This window comes from Nocardia sp. NPDC051900, assembly GCF_044452545.1.
Classification (GTDB): domain Bacteria; phylum Actinomycetota; class Actinomycetes; order Mycobacteriales; family Mycobacteriaceae; genus Nocardia; species Nocardia sichangensis.
This window is the reverse complement of sequence record NZ_JBITBU010000001.1, coordinates 1-14,678: the sequence shown is the minus strand read 5'-3', so window position 1 is coordinate 14,678 and position 14,678 is coordinate 1. Positions and strand designations below refer to the sequence as shown.

At 70.0% G+C, this 14,678-nt stretch carries 15 protein-coding genes; 8 read left to right on the top strand and 7 right to left on the bottom strand.

Annotated elements, in window-relative coordinates; translation table 11 throughout:
- Positions 1-325: 325 nt before the first annotated feature.
- A complete protein-coding gene (locus ACIA5H_RS00075) occupies positions 326-871 on the top strand; it encodes an NlpC/P60 family protein (RefSeq protein WP_379253101.1) in 546 nt (181 codons plus the stop codon).
- Positions 872-1,051: 180 nt separating this feature from the next.
- On the opposite strand, the gene ACIA5H_RS00070 is transcribed toward ACIA5H_RS00075, so the two are convergent.
- Entirely contained in the window at positions 1,052-1,939 is an 888-nt protein-coding gene (locus ACIA5H_RS00070) for a UTP--glucose-1-phosphate uridylyltransferase (protein WP_355079665.1), read from the bottom strand.
- A gap of 403 nt (positions 1,940-2,342) precedes the next feature.
- Between ACIA5H_RS00070 and ACIA5H_RS00065 the strand changes: the two genes are divergently transcribed.
- Both ACIA5H_RS00065 and ACIA5H_RS00060 read left to right on the top strand, forming a co-directional pair.
- Complete coding sequence (locus ACIA5H_RS00065) at positions 2,343-3,668, top strand: DNA polymerase IV (protein WP_397073392.1); 1,326 nt, start codon at positions 2,343-2,345, stop codon at positions 3,666-3,668.
- A 194-nt stretch (positions 3,669-3,862) separates the two neighbouring features.
- Positions 3,863-4,363, top strand: coding sequence for a hypothetical protein (locus tag ACIA5H_RS00060; RefSeq protein ID WP_355079667.1), 501 nt, complete (start codon positions 3,863-3,865; stop codon positions 4,361-4,363).
- 88 nt (positions 4,364-4,451) lie between these two features.
- Here ACIA5H_RS00060 and ACIA5H_RS00055 read toward each other — a convergent pair whose 3' ends face one another.
- Positions 4,452-4,958, bottom strand: coding sequence for a PaaI family thioesterase (locus tag ACIA5H_RS00055; RefSeq protein ID WP_379253103.1), 507 nt, complete (start codon positions 4,956-4,958; stop codon positions 4,452-4,454).
- A gap of 98 nt (positions 4,959-5,056) precedes the next feature.
- Positions 5,057-6,001: an EamA family transporter RarD gene (gene rarD / locus ACIA5H_RS00050; protein ID WP_397073390.1), complete on the bottom strand. Its 945-nt coding sequence runs from the start codon at positions 5,999-6,001 to the stop codon at positions 5,057-5,059.
- A 32-nt stretch (positions 6,002-6,033) separates the two neighbouring features.
- Here rarD and ACIA5H_RS00045 point away from each other — a divergent pair, with 32 nt between their 5' ends.
- Positions 6,034-8,457, top strand: a complete 2,424-nt coding sequence (locus ACIA5H_RS00045; RefSeq protein WP_397072763.1) for an HAD-IC family P-type ATPase — start codon at positions 6,034-6,036, stop codon at positions 8,455-8,457.
- 81 nt (positions 8,458-8,538) lie between these two features.
- Positions 8,539-9,357 carry a PhzF family phenazine biosynthesis protein gene (locus tag ACIA5H_RS00040; RefSeq protein ID WP_355079675.1) on the top strand — a complete coding sequence of 273 codons (819 nt, stop codon included), beginning with the start codon at positions 8,539-8,541 and terminating at the stop codon, positions 9,355-9,357.
- A 10-nt stretch (positions 9,358-9,367) separates the two neighbouring features.
- On the opposite strand, the gene ACIA5H_RS00035 is transcribed toward ACIA5H_RS00040, so the two are convergent.
- Genes ACIA5H_RS00035 through lspA form a run of 3 tightly spaced genes read right to left on the bottom strand, consistent with a single transcriptional unit; the run spans position 9,368 to position 11,545 of the window.
- Positions 9,368-10,033: a hypothetical protein gene (locus tag ACIA5H_RS00035; RefSeq protein WP_397072761.1), complete on the bottom strand. Its 666-nt coding sequence runs from the start codon at positions 10,031-10,033 to the stop codon at positions 9,368-9,370.
- Positions 10,026-10,952, bottom strand: coding sequence for an RluA family pseudouridine synthase (locus ACIA5H_RS00030; protein ID WP_397072759.1), 927 nt, complete (start codon positions 10,950-10,952; stop codon positions 10,026-10,028). The genes ACIA5H_RS00035 and ACIA5H_RS00030 overlap by 8 nt, the downstream gene beginning before the upstream one ends.
- A complete protein-coding gene (gene lspA / locus ACIA5H_RS00025; protein ID WP_397072757.1) occupies positions 10,949-11,545 on the bottom strand; it encodes a signal peptidase II in 597 nt (198 codons plus the stop codon). Before lspA ends, ACIA5H_RS00030 begins: the two co-directional genes overlap by 4 nt.
- A 210-nt stretch (positions 11,546-11,755) precedes the next feature.
- On the opposite strand from lspA, the gene ACIA5H_RS00020 reads away from it, so the two are divergent.
- From ACIA5H_RS00020 to ACIA5H_RS00010, 3 genes are all read left to right on the top strand, one after another.
- Positions 11,756-12,646 (top strand): hypothetical protein, encoded by an 891-nt coding sequence (locus ACIA5H_RS00020; protein ID WP_379253122.1) that lies wholly within the window; start codon positions 11,756-11,758, stop codon positions 12,644-12,646.
- A complete protein-coding gene (locus ACIA5H_RS00015; RefSeq protein WP_397073387.1) occupies positions 12,643-13,362 on the top strand; it encodes a hypothetical protein in 720 nt (239 codons plus the stop codon). Before ACIA5H_RS00020 ends, ACIA5H_RS00015 begins: the two co-directional genes overlap by 4 nt.
- A gap of 83 nt (positions 13,363-13,445) precedes the next feature.
- Positions 13,446-13,913, top strand: coding sequence for a VOC family protein (locus ACIA5H_RS00010; RefSeq protein WP_355079683.1), 468 nt, complete (start codon positions 13,446-13,448; stop codon positions 13,911-13,913).
- A gap of 15 nt (positions 13,914-13,928) precedes the next feature.
- Here the strand turns inward: ACIA5H_RS00010 and ACIA5H_RS00005 are convergent, their stop codons facing one another.
- Positions 13,929-14,381 (bottom strand): ubiquinol-cytochrome c reductase iron-sulfur subunit, encoded by a 453-nt coding sequence (locus tag ACIA5H_RS00005; protein WP_379253109.1) that lies wholly within the window; start codon positions 14,379-14,381, stop codon positions 13,929-13,931.
- Positions 14,382-14,678 lie beyond the last annotated feature (297 nt).

Sequence of the window (14,678 nt, the reverse complement as noted above, 5' to 3'; positions counted from 1 at the left end):
GGCAACCCGATGGCAGGGTTTTTCCGATCTCAAACCTGGCATTCACGGCGCAGTCTAGTGATTTAGATCACATGCTGAGAATTTGCTGATTCCCGACAATTCGCCGATCTCCCAGGCACAATCTGCGGTGTCGCTGCTGTTACCCAGGTGATCTCCGGGGCGGCAGTTTCTCTTTTCGGCGTGTCCTACTTGGAATTTGGCCGTGCTGGGAATGTGACCGGCGCGGGTGGCCGCGGCTCCGCATCGGAGGCCGCTGCTGATGCCATGTATTAGCCAGGCTGCCGATCGGCGGCCAGTCAACCGCGCCCATGGAAGGGGCGAGCACGTGCCGAGAAAATCGTTGCACCGCATCGCACTCGGATTCCTGCTCTCGATTATCGCGATCCTCCTGTTCGCCGGCCCCGCCTGGGCCGACACCGGCAGCTCCTCCGGCAGCGGGCCGGGCAGCGCGTCGTTCGGCTCGGCGGGTAGCGGCAGTTCCTCGTCCGGCAGCGCCAGCGGCTCGGCCGACCTGCCGATACCCAGTGTGTTCGGCGTCGGCGCGCTGGCCGCGGCGACGACGCAGATCGGCAAGCCGTACGAATGGGGTGGGACCGGCCCCGACAGCTGGGACTGCTCGGGCCTCGTGCAGTGGGCGTACCGTCAGGTCGGCGTGAGCCTTCCGCGGACCACGTGGCAGCAGGCGAAGGTAGGCGCGCCCGTCCCGCGGGGCTCGCTGTCGCTCGGCGACGTGATCGTGCTGAACAGCGATGGCTCGCATGTCGGTATCTACGCAGGAAACGGCCGGGTGCTCAACGCGTACGGTCAGGGCGTGCCGGTCGGCTTCACTCCGCTGGACGAATTCGACATCTACGCCATCCGTCGCTTCTGAGCGCGGCTACTCCAGCGCTGAAATGGCCCCGACCCGCGAATTCGGGTCGGGGCCGTGGCGAATCGCCGGACGTCGCAGGCGGTCTGCCGGTCGGAGCGGAGCCGGTCGCCTGGAACCGGGCCGGGGTGCCGATGCAGTTACCGTCCGGTGTGCGGGGCCGCGATATGGCCCGGACGTGCGCTAGTCGCCGAGTCCGTCGGCGAGGGTGCGCAGCAGCGGTCCGTACTGCTGATGGGCCAGCGCCGAGGCGAATTGCGCCACCAAATAGTCGGCCGGGTTGCCGGTGTCGTACCACCGGCCGCGGATCACCTGGCCGAAGACCGGACTGTTCGCCGCGTGCACGTTGATCGCGTCGGTGAGGTACACCTCGCCGGTGCGGTGTTCGTACCACTCTTCGGTCTGCCTGCGCAGCTCGTCGATGATGCCGGGGGTGACGACATAGCCGCCGATCGCGGCGAAGGACGACGGCGCGTCCTTCGGCTTCGGCTTCTCGCGCAGGCCGGTGATGCGCAGCAGCCCGTTTCCGTGATCGTCGGCGACCACCGGCACGCCGTAGCGCTGCGACTCGGCGGGATCCATCGGCATCAGCGCGAGGACGGGGGCTCCGGTGGCCTCGTAGGCGTCGATGAGCTGCTGAGCTCGGGGCACCTCGGCGACGAACACGTCGTCCGGCCACAGCACCAGCATGGGCTCGTCGCCGAGGTTGCGGGCGGCGTTGAGCACCGGGGTGCCGTTGCCGTACGGCCCGTGCTGGTCGAGGTAGGTGATGTGGCCGAGCCGGGACAGCTCGCCGACCTCCTCGACGGCATCGGCGAACGCGGTCTTGCCGTCCGCGCGCAGCTGGGCGACCAGCGCGGGATTGGGTCGGAAATGGTCCTGGATCAGTGATTTTCCGCTGCTGACCACGATGGTGATGTCGGTGATGCCCGAAGCGACCAGCTCGCGGACCGTGTGCTCGATCACCGGCTTGTCGCCGACCGGCAGCATCTCCTTGGGGATGGCCTTGGTCAGCGGAAGCAGCCGGGAGCCGATACCGGCGGCCGGGATGACGGCCTTGCGGATATTCATGGGTCCGATCATCACATATCGGACCGTGGGTCAGGCCCCGTCCCCACGGCACGTCGGCGGTTATTTCGAGACCGCGCGGTACTTGTTCCGGCACGGAAAAGCGCAGATCAAAGCCGTCGCGACCGGGCCGGACGGTCCCCGGGGCGCGAGACGGAGTCGGCCCCGATACCGGCAGGTAACCGGCAGCTAGCGCACAGCCACCTGACAGCGTCACCGCCTGCTCCGCACTGTCGGTGGACGGGCGTACATTGCAGCCGTGCGTACCGAGAAGCCGAGCGTCGAGCGCCCGGTCGCGCCCTCGACCGGGGTCGGGACCACCCGCGCCGAAAGCTCGGTGGGCCGGCGGGCACCGGTGCTCGCCGACGCGGACAGCGCCGCTCGTCGCTGGGTTCTGCACATCGACATGGACGCGTTCTTCGCCTCGGTCGAGCAGCTGACCCGGCCGACGCTGCGGGGCAGGCCGGTGCTGGTCGGCGGGACCGGCGGGCGCGGCGTCGTCGCCGGAGCCAGTTACGAGGCGCGCGTGTTCGGCGCCCGGTCGGCGATGCCGATGCATCAGGCGCGCCGGTTGGTCGGCGTCACGGCGGTGGTGGTGCCGCCGCGCGGCGCCGTCTACGGCGTGGTCAGCGGGCAGGTCTTCGACGCGTTGCGCAGCCGGATCCCGGTGCTGGAGACGCTGTCGTTCGACGAGGCGTTCGGCGAACCGGCCGAGCTGGCCGGCGCGACGGTCGCCCAGGTGCACGCGTTCTGCGCGGACTTGCGCGCGGTGGTGCGGGAACGGACCGGGTTGACCGCCTCGGTGGGCGCGGGCACCGGAAAGCAGCTGGCCAAGATCGCCTCCGGCTTGGCCAAACCCGATGGGATCCGGGTGATCTCGCCGGTCGAGCAGCCGCGACTGCTGGCAGGTCTGCCGGTGCGCAAGCTGTGGGGGATCGGCCCGGTCGCGGAGAGCCGGTTGCGCTCGTTGGGCATCGAGACCGTGGGCGCCTTCGCCGCGCTGCCGGAGTCGGAGGCGATGTCGATTCTCGGCGGCAGCGTCGGCGCCGCGCTGCACCGACTGGCGCGCGGCATCGACGACCGTCCGGTCGCCGAACGCACCGAGGCGAAGCAGATCAGCGCCGAGACAACCTACGAAACCGACATCGTCAGCCTCGAGCAACTGCGTCCGGCCATCGAGGACATGGCCGCCGCGGCGCACCGGCGCCTGACCGGTGACGGGCGCGCCGCGCGCACGGTGGTGCTCAAATTGAAGAAGTCCGATATGAGCATCGTCACCCGCTCCTACACCCTGCCCTACGCCACCGAGGATTTGGCCACTCTCGCCGCCGCCGCGCAGCGTTCGGCGCTCGACCCCCGGGAGTTGGGCCCCATCCGCCTCGTCGGCGTCGGCTACGGCGGCCTGTCGACCGTCCGTCAGGAATCGCTGTTCCCCGAACTGGATCGCGGCCCGGTCCCCGAGATCGCCGCGGTGGAAACGGAACCCGAACCGGCGCACGCCCCCGAACTCGGCGATGCCGCGCACACCGCGCCGGTCCTACCGGTCGCCCTCTGGCGTCCCGGCATGGACGTATCGCATCCCGAGCACGGTCACGGCTGGGTGCAGGGCGCCGGGCTCGGCGTGGTGACCGTCCGCTTCGAAACCCGTTCCACCGGTCCGGGTCCCGCGCGCACCTTCGCCGCCGACGATGCCGCCCTCACCCGTGCCGATCCGCTGGGCAGTCTGCTCTGACGGCCGGGGCCCGAGGCTCGACATCGCCGGGCCGGACGCGTACGTTCGCTGCCGACGACCATCGCCGGTCCGATGTGGATCCGGGTGCCGCCACCCGGGGCCGGTAGCCTGGGACCTCGTGCAGCGCCGCCGGTTCGGGGGCGGCTGCCATGGTGGAACACGACACGGACCTCTCGAACGCAAAGGACGAGCAGTTGAAGCTTCGTAAGACTGGACGCATCGCGATCGCCGGACTGGCCATCGTCGCCGCGCTTGGCCTGACCGCCTGTGGTGGCGACGACAAGGACAGCAAGCCCGCCGCCAAGACGTCGACCAGCGCCAAGGCGTCGGCGACCGCGAGCGCGAACCTGCCGCCGGTCCCGACCCCCGCGGAGCTGAACACCGCCCTGGCCCGTGCGCTCGACCCGTCGGTGCCCGCCTCCGAAAAGCTGGACAACGTCCAGGGCGCCGAGGCCGATCCGACGCTGCCGGACCGCCTGTCGCAGGCCGCGGCAGGCGCCGACGTGAAGATCGTGGTCACCGACGTCACCTCCTTCGGCGACAGCGTGAACGCGAAGGCCAAGTTCATCCTCAACGGCCAGGAGAACATCGTCGACGTGCCGTTCGTCGCCGACAACGGCAAGTGGAAGATCCAGAAGACCTGGGCCTGCACCATGCTGACCAACCTCGGTCAGCAGTCGGCGGCCTGCAGCTGAGTTCACCCGACGGGCCGGTCGTCGCGCTTCGCGGCGCCCGGCCCGTCGTCGCGCGAAATGCTCTGCCGCATTTTGTAGTACGCGCAGGTCAGAGCATGCGCAGAATCGCGTACATCGAGGTGGCGTGTGCGTACAGTTCGCCGTCTTCGGCGCCGATCAGGCGGGCCTCGGCGCTGGCCGTGGTGGTGCCGACATGGATCGCGGTGCCCTCGCAGCGCAGCGTGCGCGTGTCGCTGCGCACGGCACGGTGGATGTCGATGCCGATCTTGACCGAGGTGGAGCGCGTGCCGCCGGCCAACTGCGTCAGTACCGCCGAGCCGAGGGCCGCTTCGAGCACCGTCGCCACGAAGCCGCCGTACACCCCGCCCGCCGGGTCGAGCAATTGGTCACCCGGCTCGCCCTCGAAAACCACGGTCCCATCGCCGACCTGGGCCAGCCGGAAACCCAGCGCGCTCAGAATCGGTGCGCCCGGGAATCGTCCGTCGAGCGTTCCCTGCAAAATCTCCCGTCCGGTCATACCGAGCGGGTCGGGTGTCTTCTCAGCCGGTGGCCGCCCCGCGTCGGTGCGGGCGCGAAGGGGTCTGGGCGCGGTCATACATCGACGCTACGGAGAAGGCGAAGCCCGCAGAAGTGTCGGATCCGACACCTTCGCGACCAATTCCGACGAACTCGAGTTGTCGGAAAGCGGGAAGCTCACGGTGTGGACCGTGTTTCGCTCGCGTGGGAGCCGGATTCGCTGGTGACAGGGCGCGATGTGCGCCGCGCGCGACGGGTTCGTAGCAGGGCGTCGGTGGTGAATATCACCAGCGCCGCCCAGATGAGGGCGAAACCGGCCCAACGGGAGGCGGGCATCGGCTCGTGCGCGACCGCGACGCCCCAGGCCATCTGGAGCGCGGGGGTGAGGTATTGCAGCAGGCCCATGGTGGACAACGCGACGCGCTGGGCCGCGACGGCGAACAGCAGTAGCGGAACCAGGGTGACCGGTCCGGTGGCCACCATCAGGGCGGTATGCGCGGGGGCGGAGGCGAATTCGCTGTGCCCGGCGAGCGCGAGCGCGATCGCGAACGCCAGCGCGAAGGGCGCGGCGACGACGCCCTCGGCGGCGATGCCGCGCAGCGCGTCCAGCGGGATCACCTTCTTCACCAAGCCGTAGGTGGCGAAAGAGCAGGCCAGGGCCAAGGCGATGATCGGTGGTCTGCCGTAGTCGACCGTGAGCACGGCCACCGCGGCCGCGCCGAGCCCGAGGGCGGCCCATTGGGCGCCGGTCAGCCGCTCACGAAAGAGCGCCACACCGAACGCGACGGTGACCAGCGGGTTGATGAAATACCCGAGCGCGCACTCCACGACGTGGCCCGAGGTGACCCCATAGACGTACACGCCCCAGTTGAGCGCGATCGCGGCGGAGGCCACGGCCGCCAGCCGCCAGACTCGGCCGTCGATGCCGCGCAGTTCGCGGATCCGGCCGCTGACGGCGAGCACCGCGAGCACGACCACCAGCGTCCAGACGATCCGCTGCGCGACCACTTCCCCCGGACTGGCGAACGCCAGCAGCCCGAAGAACGCGGGGAAAAGTCCCCACAAGAAGTACGCGCTCGCTCCGAACGCTACACCGGGGATGGACCTGCTTCGCCGCACGATGACGAACGTAGTTGTCCCGTAGCCTTGCGGTCATGTCGATTACCGTGCAGGCATCGGGCGCGACCGGCCTCACCGCGACCGAGGTCGAGCAACGTCGTCATGATGGACTGACCAACGACGTCCCGGATCGCGCGAGCCGTTCGGTTCGCGACATCGTGCGCGCGAACGTCTTCACCAGGATCAACGCCATCCTCGGCGTCCTGTTCGTGCTGGTGCTGGCCACCGGATCGATCATCGATGGCATGTTCGGCCTGCTGATCGTCGCCAACAGCGCGGTCGGCATCATCCAGGAGATCCGCGCCAAGCGCACCCTGGACCAGCTGGCCATCGTCAGCCAGGCCAAGCCGACCGTCCGCCGGGACGGCAGGGCCGTCGAGATCGCGCCGCGCGAGGTGGTGCTCGACGACCTGATCGAGCTCGGTCCCGGCGACCAGATCGTGGTGGACGGCACGGTCGAGGAGTCCGCGCAGCTCGAGGTGGACGAGTCGTTGCTCACCGGCGAGGCCGACTCGATCGAGAAGGCGGTCGGCGCCACGGTGATGTCGGGTAGTTATGTGGTGTCCGGGTCCGGCGCCTACCGCGCCACCAAGGTCGGCCGGGACGCCTACGCGGCGCGGCTGGCCGAGGAGGCGAGCAAGTTCACGCTGGTGCACTCCGAACTGCGGAGCGGTATCGACAAGATCCTGAAGTTCATCACCTACCTGCTGATTCCCGCCGGACTGCTGAGCATCTACAACCAGCTGGTCTCCAGCAAGGAGTCGTGGCGGCCCGCGCTCACCGGCATGGTGGCCGCGCTGGTGCCGATGGTGCCCGAGGGGCTGGTGCTGATGACGTCGATCGCGTTCGCGGTCGGCGTGGTGCGGCTGGGCAGGCGCCAGTGCCTGGTGCAGGAGTTGCCCGCGATCGAGGGGCTGGCCCGCGTCGACGTGGTCTGCGCGGACAAGACCGGCACGCTGACCGAGAACGGCATGCGGCTGTCGGACCTGAAGACGCTGGACACCTTCGACGACACCGAGGTACGCACCGCGCTGGCCGCGCTCGCGGCCGACGACCCGCGCCCGAACGCGAGCGTGCAGGCGATCGCCGAGGCTCTGCCGGACGGTCCCGGCTGGCAGCGCACCGCCGTCGCGCCGTTCTCCTCCGCCAAGAAGTGGAGCGGTTGCTCCTACGGCGAGCACGGCGACTGGCTGCTCGGCGCGCCGGACGTGCTGCTCGACCCGGGATCCGCGGACGCGCGGGTCGCGGAGGAACTCGGCGCATCCGGCCTGCGCGTGCTGTTGCTGGCGCGCGGCGACCGTCCGGTGGACGCCGCGGACGCCCCGGGGGGCGTGCGGCCCGCCGCTTTGGTCGTGCTGGAGCAGAAGGTCCGGCCCGACGCGCGCGACACACTGGATTACTTCGCCAGCCAGAGCGTCTCGATCAAGGTCATCTCCGGCGACAACGCGGTGTCGGTCGGCGCGGTGGCCTCCTCGCTCGATCTGCCGGGCGGTGACCACCCGATCGACGCGCGGGAGTTGCCGGAGGACGGCGACGAATTGGCCGCCGTGCTGGACGGCAACACCACCTTCGGCCGGGTACGGCCGGATCAGAAGCGCGCCATGGTGTCGGCGTTGCAATCGCGCGGGCACACGGTGGCCATGACCGGCGACGGTGTGAACGACGTACTCGCCTTGAAGGATTCGGACATCGGCGTGGCGATGGGCTCGGGCAGCCCGGCGACCAGGGCGGTGGCGCAGATCGTGCTGCTGGACAACAAGTTCGCCACGCTGCCGTACGTGGTCGGCGAGGGACGCCGGGTGATCGGCAACATCGAGCGGGTCTCGAATCTGTTCCTCACCAAGACCGTGTATTCCGTGCTGCTCGCCTTCCTGGTCGGCATGGCCGGTATCGGCTCGCAGATCTTCGACTACGAGCCCATCGGCTACCCCTTCCTGCCGCGCCACGTCACGATCGCGGCCTGGTTCACCATCGGCATTCCGGCGTTCATCCTTTCGCTCGCGCCCAACAACGAGCGTGCCCGCACGGGTTTCGTGGGGCGCGTCATGCGGTTGGCCATCCCGTCGGGCGTGGTGATCGGCGCGGCCACCTTCGTCTCGTACCTGATCGCCTACGCCGGGCCGCACGCCACCGAGGAGCAGAAGGTCCAGGCGGGCACCACGGCGCTCATCACGTTGATCATGATCGCGGTGTGGGTGCTCGCCATCGTCGCGCGGCCGTACGTGTGGTGGAAGGTGATGCTGATCGCGGTGTCGGTGGCGGCGTACGTGTTCCTGTTCACCGTTCCGTTCACCCGCGAGTTCTTCAAACTCGACCCCTCCAACCTCGCGCTCACCGGTGCGGCGGTGGTCTGCGGCGTGGTCGGGATCGTGCTCGTCGAGGCGGCCTGGTGGGTGAGCGCTGCGCTGCGCGGCGAGAAGCCGCAACTGCTGCCCAGCTCGCCCGGCGGAGCCGACTGACAGACTGGACGCCTGACTCGCCGCGCCACGAGAAGCCTTGTGCGAAGCGGCCATTCAGACTTGGAGTACCTTCTGGAGATTATGGAGGTACTGCTGCACCAGATCGACGCGTTCGCCGACGCACCGTTCTCGGGCAACCCGGCCGCGGTGATGCCGCTCCCGTCGTGGCTGCCGGATGCGTTGCTGCAACAGCTGGCCGAGGAGAACAACCTCGCCGAGACCGCGTTCTATACCTCGCGGTTACCTCCAGAGGCGGGCGTGCCGCCGGGCGAGTGGCCCGCCTTTCACCTCCGGTGGTTCACCCCGAGGGTGGAGGTCGCGCTCTGCGGGCACGCCACTCTCGCCAGCGCCGCGCAGATCCTGGCCGACATGCACCCCGGTGAGGACCGGGTGAGCTTCTACACGCGCAGCGGCTGGCTGCACGTCGACCGCACCGACGACGACGAGTTCGTCCTCGACCTGCCTGCCGTGCCGAGCATTCCGGTGCAGCCCGATCCGGCGCTCGTCGCGGCGCTCGGGGTGCGTCCGGTGGGCGCGTATTCCGGCACCGACGAGGTGATCGTCGTGGCGACCGAACAGGAGGTGCGCGATGCCGCGCCCGTGCTGGCGGCGTTCCCCGCGCTGCCGCGCGCCGCGATCGTCACCGCGCCCGGCGATTCGGTCGACTTCGTCTCCCGGGTCTTCGCCCCGGCCGTGGGCGTCCCGGAGGACCCGGTGACCGGGTCCGCGCACGCGCAGCTGGTTCCGCTGTGGAGCGAGCGGCTCGGCCGCACCGAACTGCACGCCAGGCAGCTGTCCCGCCGCGGCGGAAGCTTGCGCTGCGAACTGACCGGCGACCGCGTGCTGTTGTTCGGACGGTGCCGCCGCTACCTCGACGGCGTCGTCACCCTGCCGGACTAGCTCCGGCCGCTCACGGCTCCGGAACCGGTCCGTCGTCGGGGCCGGGCGCGACGACGTCGCGGTAGTCGGGCAGCAGCGGTGCCACCGCGAAGCTTCCCGCCACCGCGTCGGCGGGCAGCGCCTGGACCGCGCGGACGCCGTTCTGCCCGGCCAGGTTTCGCAGTCGCGCCGGGGTGCCACGCACGACGAGCCCGACGACGCAGCCGCAGCCGCTCCGCAGTCGCGCGGCCGAGAACGCGACCACGCGGGCGGAGCGGTCATCGACGGGGCGAGGAAGCAGCCAGGACGCGTAAGACGCCGAATCCACCGCCGCCTGAACGCCTTCCGGTACCGGCACGGCCACCAGCGGCGTCTGCACGCCGGGCGCGGGCACCCGGTAGAGCACCTGCGCGATCCGCGATCCGCCGCTGTGCTGCGGAATCTCGCCGGGCGCCAAGGGTTCGGCGAACGACACCAGCGCCCAGCGCGGTTCGTCGCCGCCCGTGTCCAGCGAGTCACGAGACCGGGCGAGGTACTCCGCGACCTGCTCGCCCTGGTCGGGCCCGAGCCGGTCGGTGGACACCGGGGCGCGGTACGGCGGTTGCAGCGCGCCGAGCGCGAAGATCAGTGCGATCAGCGCGACGGCCGCCGCGCCGAGCAAGATCCCGCGCCAGGGCGGCACCCGGCGGTCAGGCATCGCGCAGGACGTCCAGCGCGTGTTTCAGGTCGTCCGGGTATTCGCTGGTGATCTCCAGGTAGCGGCCGTCGGCGGGGTGCTGGAACCCCAGCGACCGGGCGTGCAGCCACTGCCGTTGCAGCCCGAGACGCTCGGCCAGGCGCGGGTCGGCGCCGTAGGTGAGATCACCGCAGCACGGGTGGCGGATCGCGGAGAAATGCACGCGGATCTGATGGGTGCGGCCGGTCTCCAGGTGGATGTCGAGGAGGCTGGCCGAATGGAACGCCTCGACCGTGTCGTAGTGCGTGACGCTGGGACGGCCGTCGGCGGTGACGGCGAACTTCCAGTCGTTGCCGCGGGCCCGCCCGATCGGGGCGTGGATGGTGCCGCTGCTGGGGTCAGGATGCCCCTGCACCAGGGCGTGATACCGCTTGTCGACGGTGCGCTGCTTGAACGCGCGCTTCAGCACCGTGTACGCGTGCTCGGACTGTGCGACCACCATCACGCCGGAGGTGCCGACGTCCAGGCGGTGCACGATGCCCTGCCGCTCGTGGGCGCCGGAGGTGGAGATGCGGTATCCGGCGGCGGCGAGTCCGCCGACGACGGTCGGGCCGCTCCAGCCGACGCCGGTGTGCGCGGCCACGCCGACCGGCTTGTCGACCGCGACGATGTCGTCGTCGGCGTAGAGGATCTTCATGCCTTCCACCGGTTCGGCCTCGATGGTCAGCTCCCGCTTCGGCTCCGGGAAGATCACCTCCAGCCAGGCTCCCGCGGTGAGCCGGTCGGATTTGCCCGCGGCGACGCCGTCGAGCTGCACCGAACCCTCCTCGGCCAGCGTGGCCACCGCGGTGCGGGACAGGCCGAGCAGACGGGACAGGCCCGCGTCGACGCGCATGCCGTCGAGCCCGTCGGGGACGGGCATGGTCCTGGTCTCCCTCATGCCGCGCTGCCCTCGCTCGCGCCGGTCCTGCCGTGGCCCACCCGGGTGCCGTTCGGTTCGAAGCCGAACACGGTGAGCACGACCAGCAGGATCGCGCCGCACACGATGGCCGAGTCCGCGACGTTGAACACCGGCCACCAGCCGATCGCGACGAAATCCACCACGTGCCCCTGCAGCGGGCCGGGCGCGCGGAACAGCCGGTCGCCCAGATTGCCGACCGCGCCGCCGAGCACCATGCCCAGTCCGATCGCCCACCACAGCGAACGCAGGGTGCGGCCGATGCGCACCACGCCGATGACGACGGCGGCGGCGACCAGGGTCAGCAGCCAGGTCATGCCGGTGGCCATGGAGAACGCCGCGCCGGGATTGCGCACCAGGCTCAGGCGCGCGAAGTCGCCGATGATCGGTACCGGATCGCCCGGCGTCAGCTTCGCCACCGCGAGGGTCTTGGTGAGCAGATCCAGGCCGAGCACGACCGCGGCGAGGACGAGTAGCGTACGCAGCCGCTGCGGCGGAGCCTGCTCGGTCGTCGGGTCGGCGGTGTTCGCTGGGTTTTCCTCGGGCGGCCGGTCGTCACTCACACCGACCATCATCTCTCGAGCGGAATCGAGTCCGGTGCGCGCGTCCGATTGCCCCGGCCCGCGCCCGCGGCGTTCGCGTGCCACGCCGATCGGTTCGCGGTCGAATGTCCCAGCTGACACTCAGGAATCGGTCGTACCCTGTTGCTCGTGACGGTGTTGTCTTCCCCCCGCCTGGCCCGAAGCGCGAGCCTAGCCCGGAGCGCGCGCTCGGGTGTGCTGCTCATGGTGCTCGCGCTCGGGCTCTCGGCCTTCGGGGTCGGTTGCGGCGACGGCGCCGAGTCGAGCGGTGAGGCCGACGGAACGGAGCCGCTCGGCATCGGCAAGGAAGTGACCGTGCCGATTCCGGCCGCGGTGACCACGGTCGAATCGGCCGGTGCCGAGCCCCGATCGATGCTGCGGCCGGAGTATCCGGCGGGCACCGTGCAGCGGGTCACGCTGTACACCGCCCATCACATCCAGCAGCAGATCGATGGGCAGCCCAAGCCCGACTTCTCCACCCCGGCGCTGACCATTCCCATGACCGCGGAGACCACCGTGGAGGGCATCGATCTCACCCTTGGCTCGGTCACCTCGCCCGATCCCACGCTGGCCAAAGCGCTCACCAAGATCGGCGGCTCGCACGCGGGCTTCGACCTCAGCGATCTGGGCGCGATCACCGCACTGCGGCTCGAGCCGGCGCCCGACGCGTCCAACACCGCGCGCGCCGCGCTGGAGCAGGCGTTCTACCAGGCCGTCTACCGTTCGATCGCGTTTCCCGACCAGCCCGTCGGCGAGGGCGCGGTCTGGACGGTGCGCCAGGAGGTCAGCGGCGGCGTCCTGCTCGACCAGGTGACCACCGCGACGCTGAGCAAACGCGACGGTGACCGGCTCACCATCGAGCTGCACGTCACCCAGAAGCCGAAGTCGCCGGTGTGGAACCTGCCGAACAACGCGGGCACGCTGGACATCGACGACTACGTCATGCAGGGCGCGGGCACCATCACGGTGGATCTCGGCTTGCCGCTGCCGGTGGCCGGGTCGATCACCGTCGGCGGGCACCAGGCCTACCGCGATCCGCACAGCGACAGCACGCTGCAGCAGGCGATCGAGACGCAGGTGTCGTGGACCGAATGATCCGTGCGTGCGGACTGCTGGCCGCGGTCGCGTCCCTCGTCGTCGCCACCGGATGCGGCTCGGGGGACCACGCCGCGCCAGGACAGCCCGAGCTTCCCGCGCTCGGACCCGTCGTGGCCGCGGCCCCGGTGACCACCGCCCCCGAGACCGATTCCGCTCGGCTGCGCGGGCTGTTGCTCGCCGACAGCGATCTGCCCGCCGGTTTCACCGCGCTCGCGCCGCCCGCCGACACCGGCGGAGGCGCTACCGGCGCCTCGCCGACGAATCCGGCCGAATGCGTGAAAGTGCTCGCGCCGCTCGGTGCGCAACGCTCCGGCGCGCTGGCGCGGGCGTCCACGCAGTACACCGGGCCGAATTTCTCCAGCATCGATATAGACGCGGCCAGTTATCCACCGGACGCGGTCGCGGCCGCTTTCTCGGAAGTGCAGGAAATCCTGCGTCGCTGCACGCACTATGCCGGGGCCGACGGCTCCGACATTCCGATGGACTACCGCGTCGGCGGGCTCGTCCAGCCGCCCGCGGGCGATGCCTCCGCGCCCTTCCAAGTGCGCACCACCAGTGACGACCTGACCCTCCGCTCGTCCGTCGCGATCGTTCAGGTGGGAAGCACGTTGGTGCAGGTCGCGGTGACCGCGCCGGAGGCGGTGGACCCGGGTGTGCTCAGCGCGCTGACCGCGGCCCAGGTGCGCAGGCTGCAGGGCGTCGCCGGACCGTGATTTCCCGCGATCCGGCCGAATCGCGCCTGTCGCCGGAATAGGCTCGGCATGATCCGACACAACGCCTCGACCGGAGGTTCCCCATGTCTGATGTCAAACCCGTTCCCGATGGATATCCGGTGGTGTCGCCCGGGCTCGCGGTCGACGGCGCCGCGGCGGCGATCGATTTCTACAAGAACATTTTCGGTGCGACCGAGCGTATGCGGATGCCCGGTCCGGACGGCAGAATCGCGCATTGTGAGCTGATGTTCGGCAATTCCGTCGTCATGCTCGGCGATTCGGCGCCCGATATGGACTTCCTCGACCCGAAGACGGTCGGCGGCACCCCCGTCAACCTGTATGTGTACGTCGAGGACGCCGACGCCGCTTTCGCCGCCGCGTTGTCCGCGGGCGCCAGGGAACTCACGCCCATGACCGATCAGTTCTACGGCGATCGCAGTGGCGCCTTCGAGGATCCGTGGGGACACCGATGGACGGTGGCCACCCACGTGGAGGATGTGCCGCCCGACGAGATGGACCGCCGGATGGCCGAGCGGTTCGGCGGTTCCTGATCCCGGCGGGTCTGCTCATTCGGCGACGACCGAATCCCCGTTGACCCGGATGCCTTTCGGGGCGAGTGGTTTGCTCGCCGGGCCGTGGGCCACCGAGCCGTCCAGCGCGAACTTGCTGCCGTGGCAGGCACAGTTGATGGTGCCGCCGGACACCGTCGCGACCTTGCATCCCGCGTGCGTGCACACCGAGGAGAGCCCGATAAAGGTGCCCGCGCTGGGCTGGGTCACCACGGTGTCGCCCACGATCACGCCGCCGCCGACGGGAATGTCGGCCGTCTTGGCGAGCGCGTTCGCGGGACTGTTCCCATCGACGGGCCGGTCTGCCTGCGCGGCGGTGGCGTCATGCGGCGCGGGAGCGTCGTCGCCCTTGCCATAGGCGGTGCAGGCGGTGACCGCCGCCGCGGCGGCGACGCCCGCACCGGCGACGACCACACTGCGGCGGGTGCGGAGTTGTTCGTGGAATGTCATGTCGGTCGGATCTCCCTCGAAGGCGCGGCCGGCCTTGCGCCGGTTTCCGCTTCGCCTTGTTCACGGAGAGAATGATCAGGCGGTTCAATCTACGATCCGATTCGATTCGTATGACAGAGCGGCGGACCCGGACCCCCTCATCTGTTTGTGGCCGGGTCCGCCGTTCTTTGTGGTTACCCGCGGGCGATCGATTCGAACACCTTCGGGTCGACGAGGGTGGAGGTGTCGCCGAGTTCGCGTCCTTCGGCGACGTCGCGCAGGAGTCGGCGCATGATTTTGCCGCTGCGGGTTTTGGGG

Bases quoted from the DNA above. Each gene is read 5' to 3' on its own strand.
- ACIA5H_RS00070 (WP_355079665.1), bottom strand. From the start codon at position 1,939: ATGAATATCCGCAAGGCCGTCATCCCGGCCGCCGGTATCGGCTCCCGG.
- ACIA5H_RS00065 (WP_397073392.1), top strand. From the start codon at position 2,343: ATGGACGCGTTCTTCGCCTCGGTCGAGCAGCTGACCCGGCCGACGCTG.
- ACIA5H_RS00055 (WP_379253103.1), bottom strand. From the start codon at position 4,958: ATGACCGCGCCCAGACCCCTTCGCGCCCGCACCGACGCGGGGCGGCCA.
- ACIA5H_RS00045 (WP_397072763.1), top strand. From the start codon at position 6,034: ATGTCGATTACCGTGCAGGCATCGGGCGCGACCGGCCTCACCGCGACC.
- ACIA5H_RS00040 (WP_355079675.1), top strand. From the start codon at position 8,539: ATGGAGGTACTGCTGCACCAGATCGACGCGTTCGCCGACGCACCGTTC.
- ACIA5H_RS00035 (WP_397072761.1), bottom strand. From the start codon at position 10,033: ATGCCTGACCGCCGGGTGCCGCCCTGGCGCGGGATCTTGCTCGGCGCG.
- ACIA5H_RS00030 (WP_397072759.1), bottom strand. From the start codon at position 10,952: ATGAGGGAGACCAGGACCATGCCCGTCCCCGACGGGCTCGACGGCATG.
- lspA (WP_397072757.1), bottom strand. From the start codon at position 11,545: ATGATGGTCGGTGTGAGTGACGACCGGCCGCCCGAGGAAAACCCAGCG.
- ACIA5H_RS00020 (WP_379253122.1), top strand. From the start codon at position 11,756: ATGGTGCTCGCGCTCGGGCTCTCGGCCTTCGGGGTCGGTTGCGGCGAC.
- ACIA5H_RS00015 (WP_397073387.1), top strand. From the start codon at position 12,643: ATGATCCGTGCGTGCGGACTGCTGGCCGCGGTCGCGTCCCTCGTCGTC.
- ACIA5H_RS00010 (WP_355079683.1), top strand. From the start codon at position 13,446: ATGTCTGATGTCAAACCCGTTCCCGATGGATATCCGGTGGTGTCGCCC.
- ACIA5H_RS00005 (WP_379253109.1), bottom strand. From the start codon at position 14,381: ATGACATTCCACGAACAACTCCGCACCCGCCGCAGTGTGGTCGTCGCC.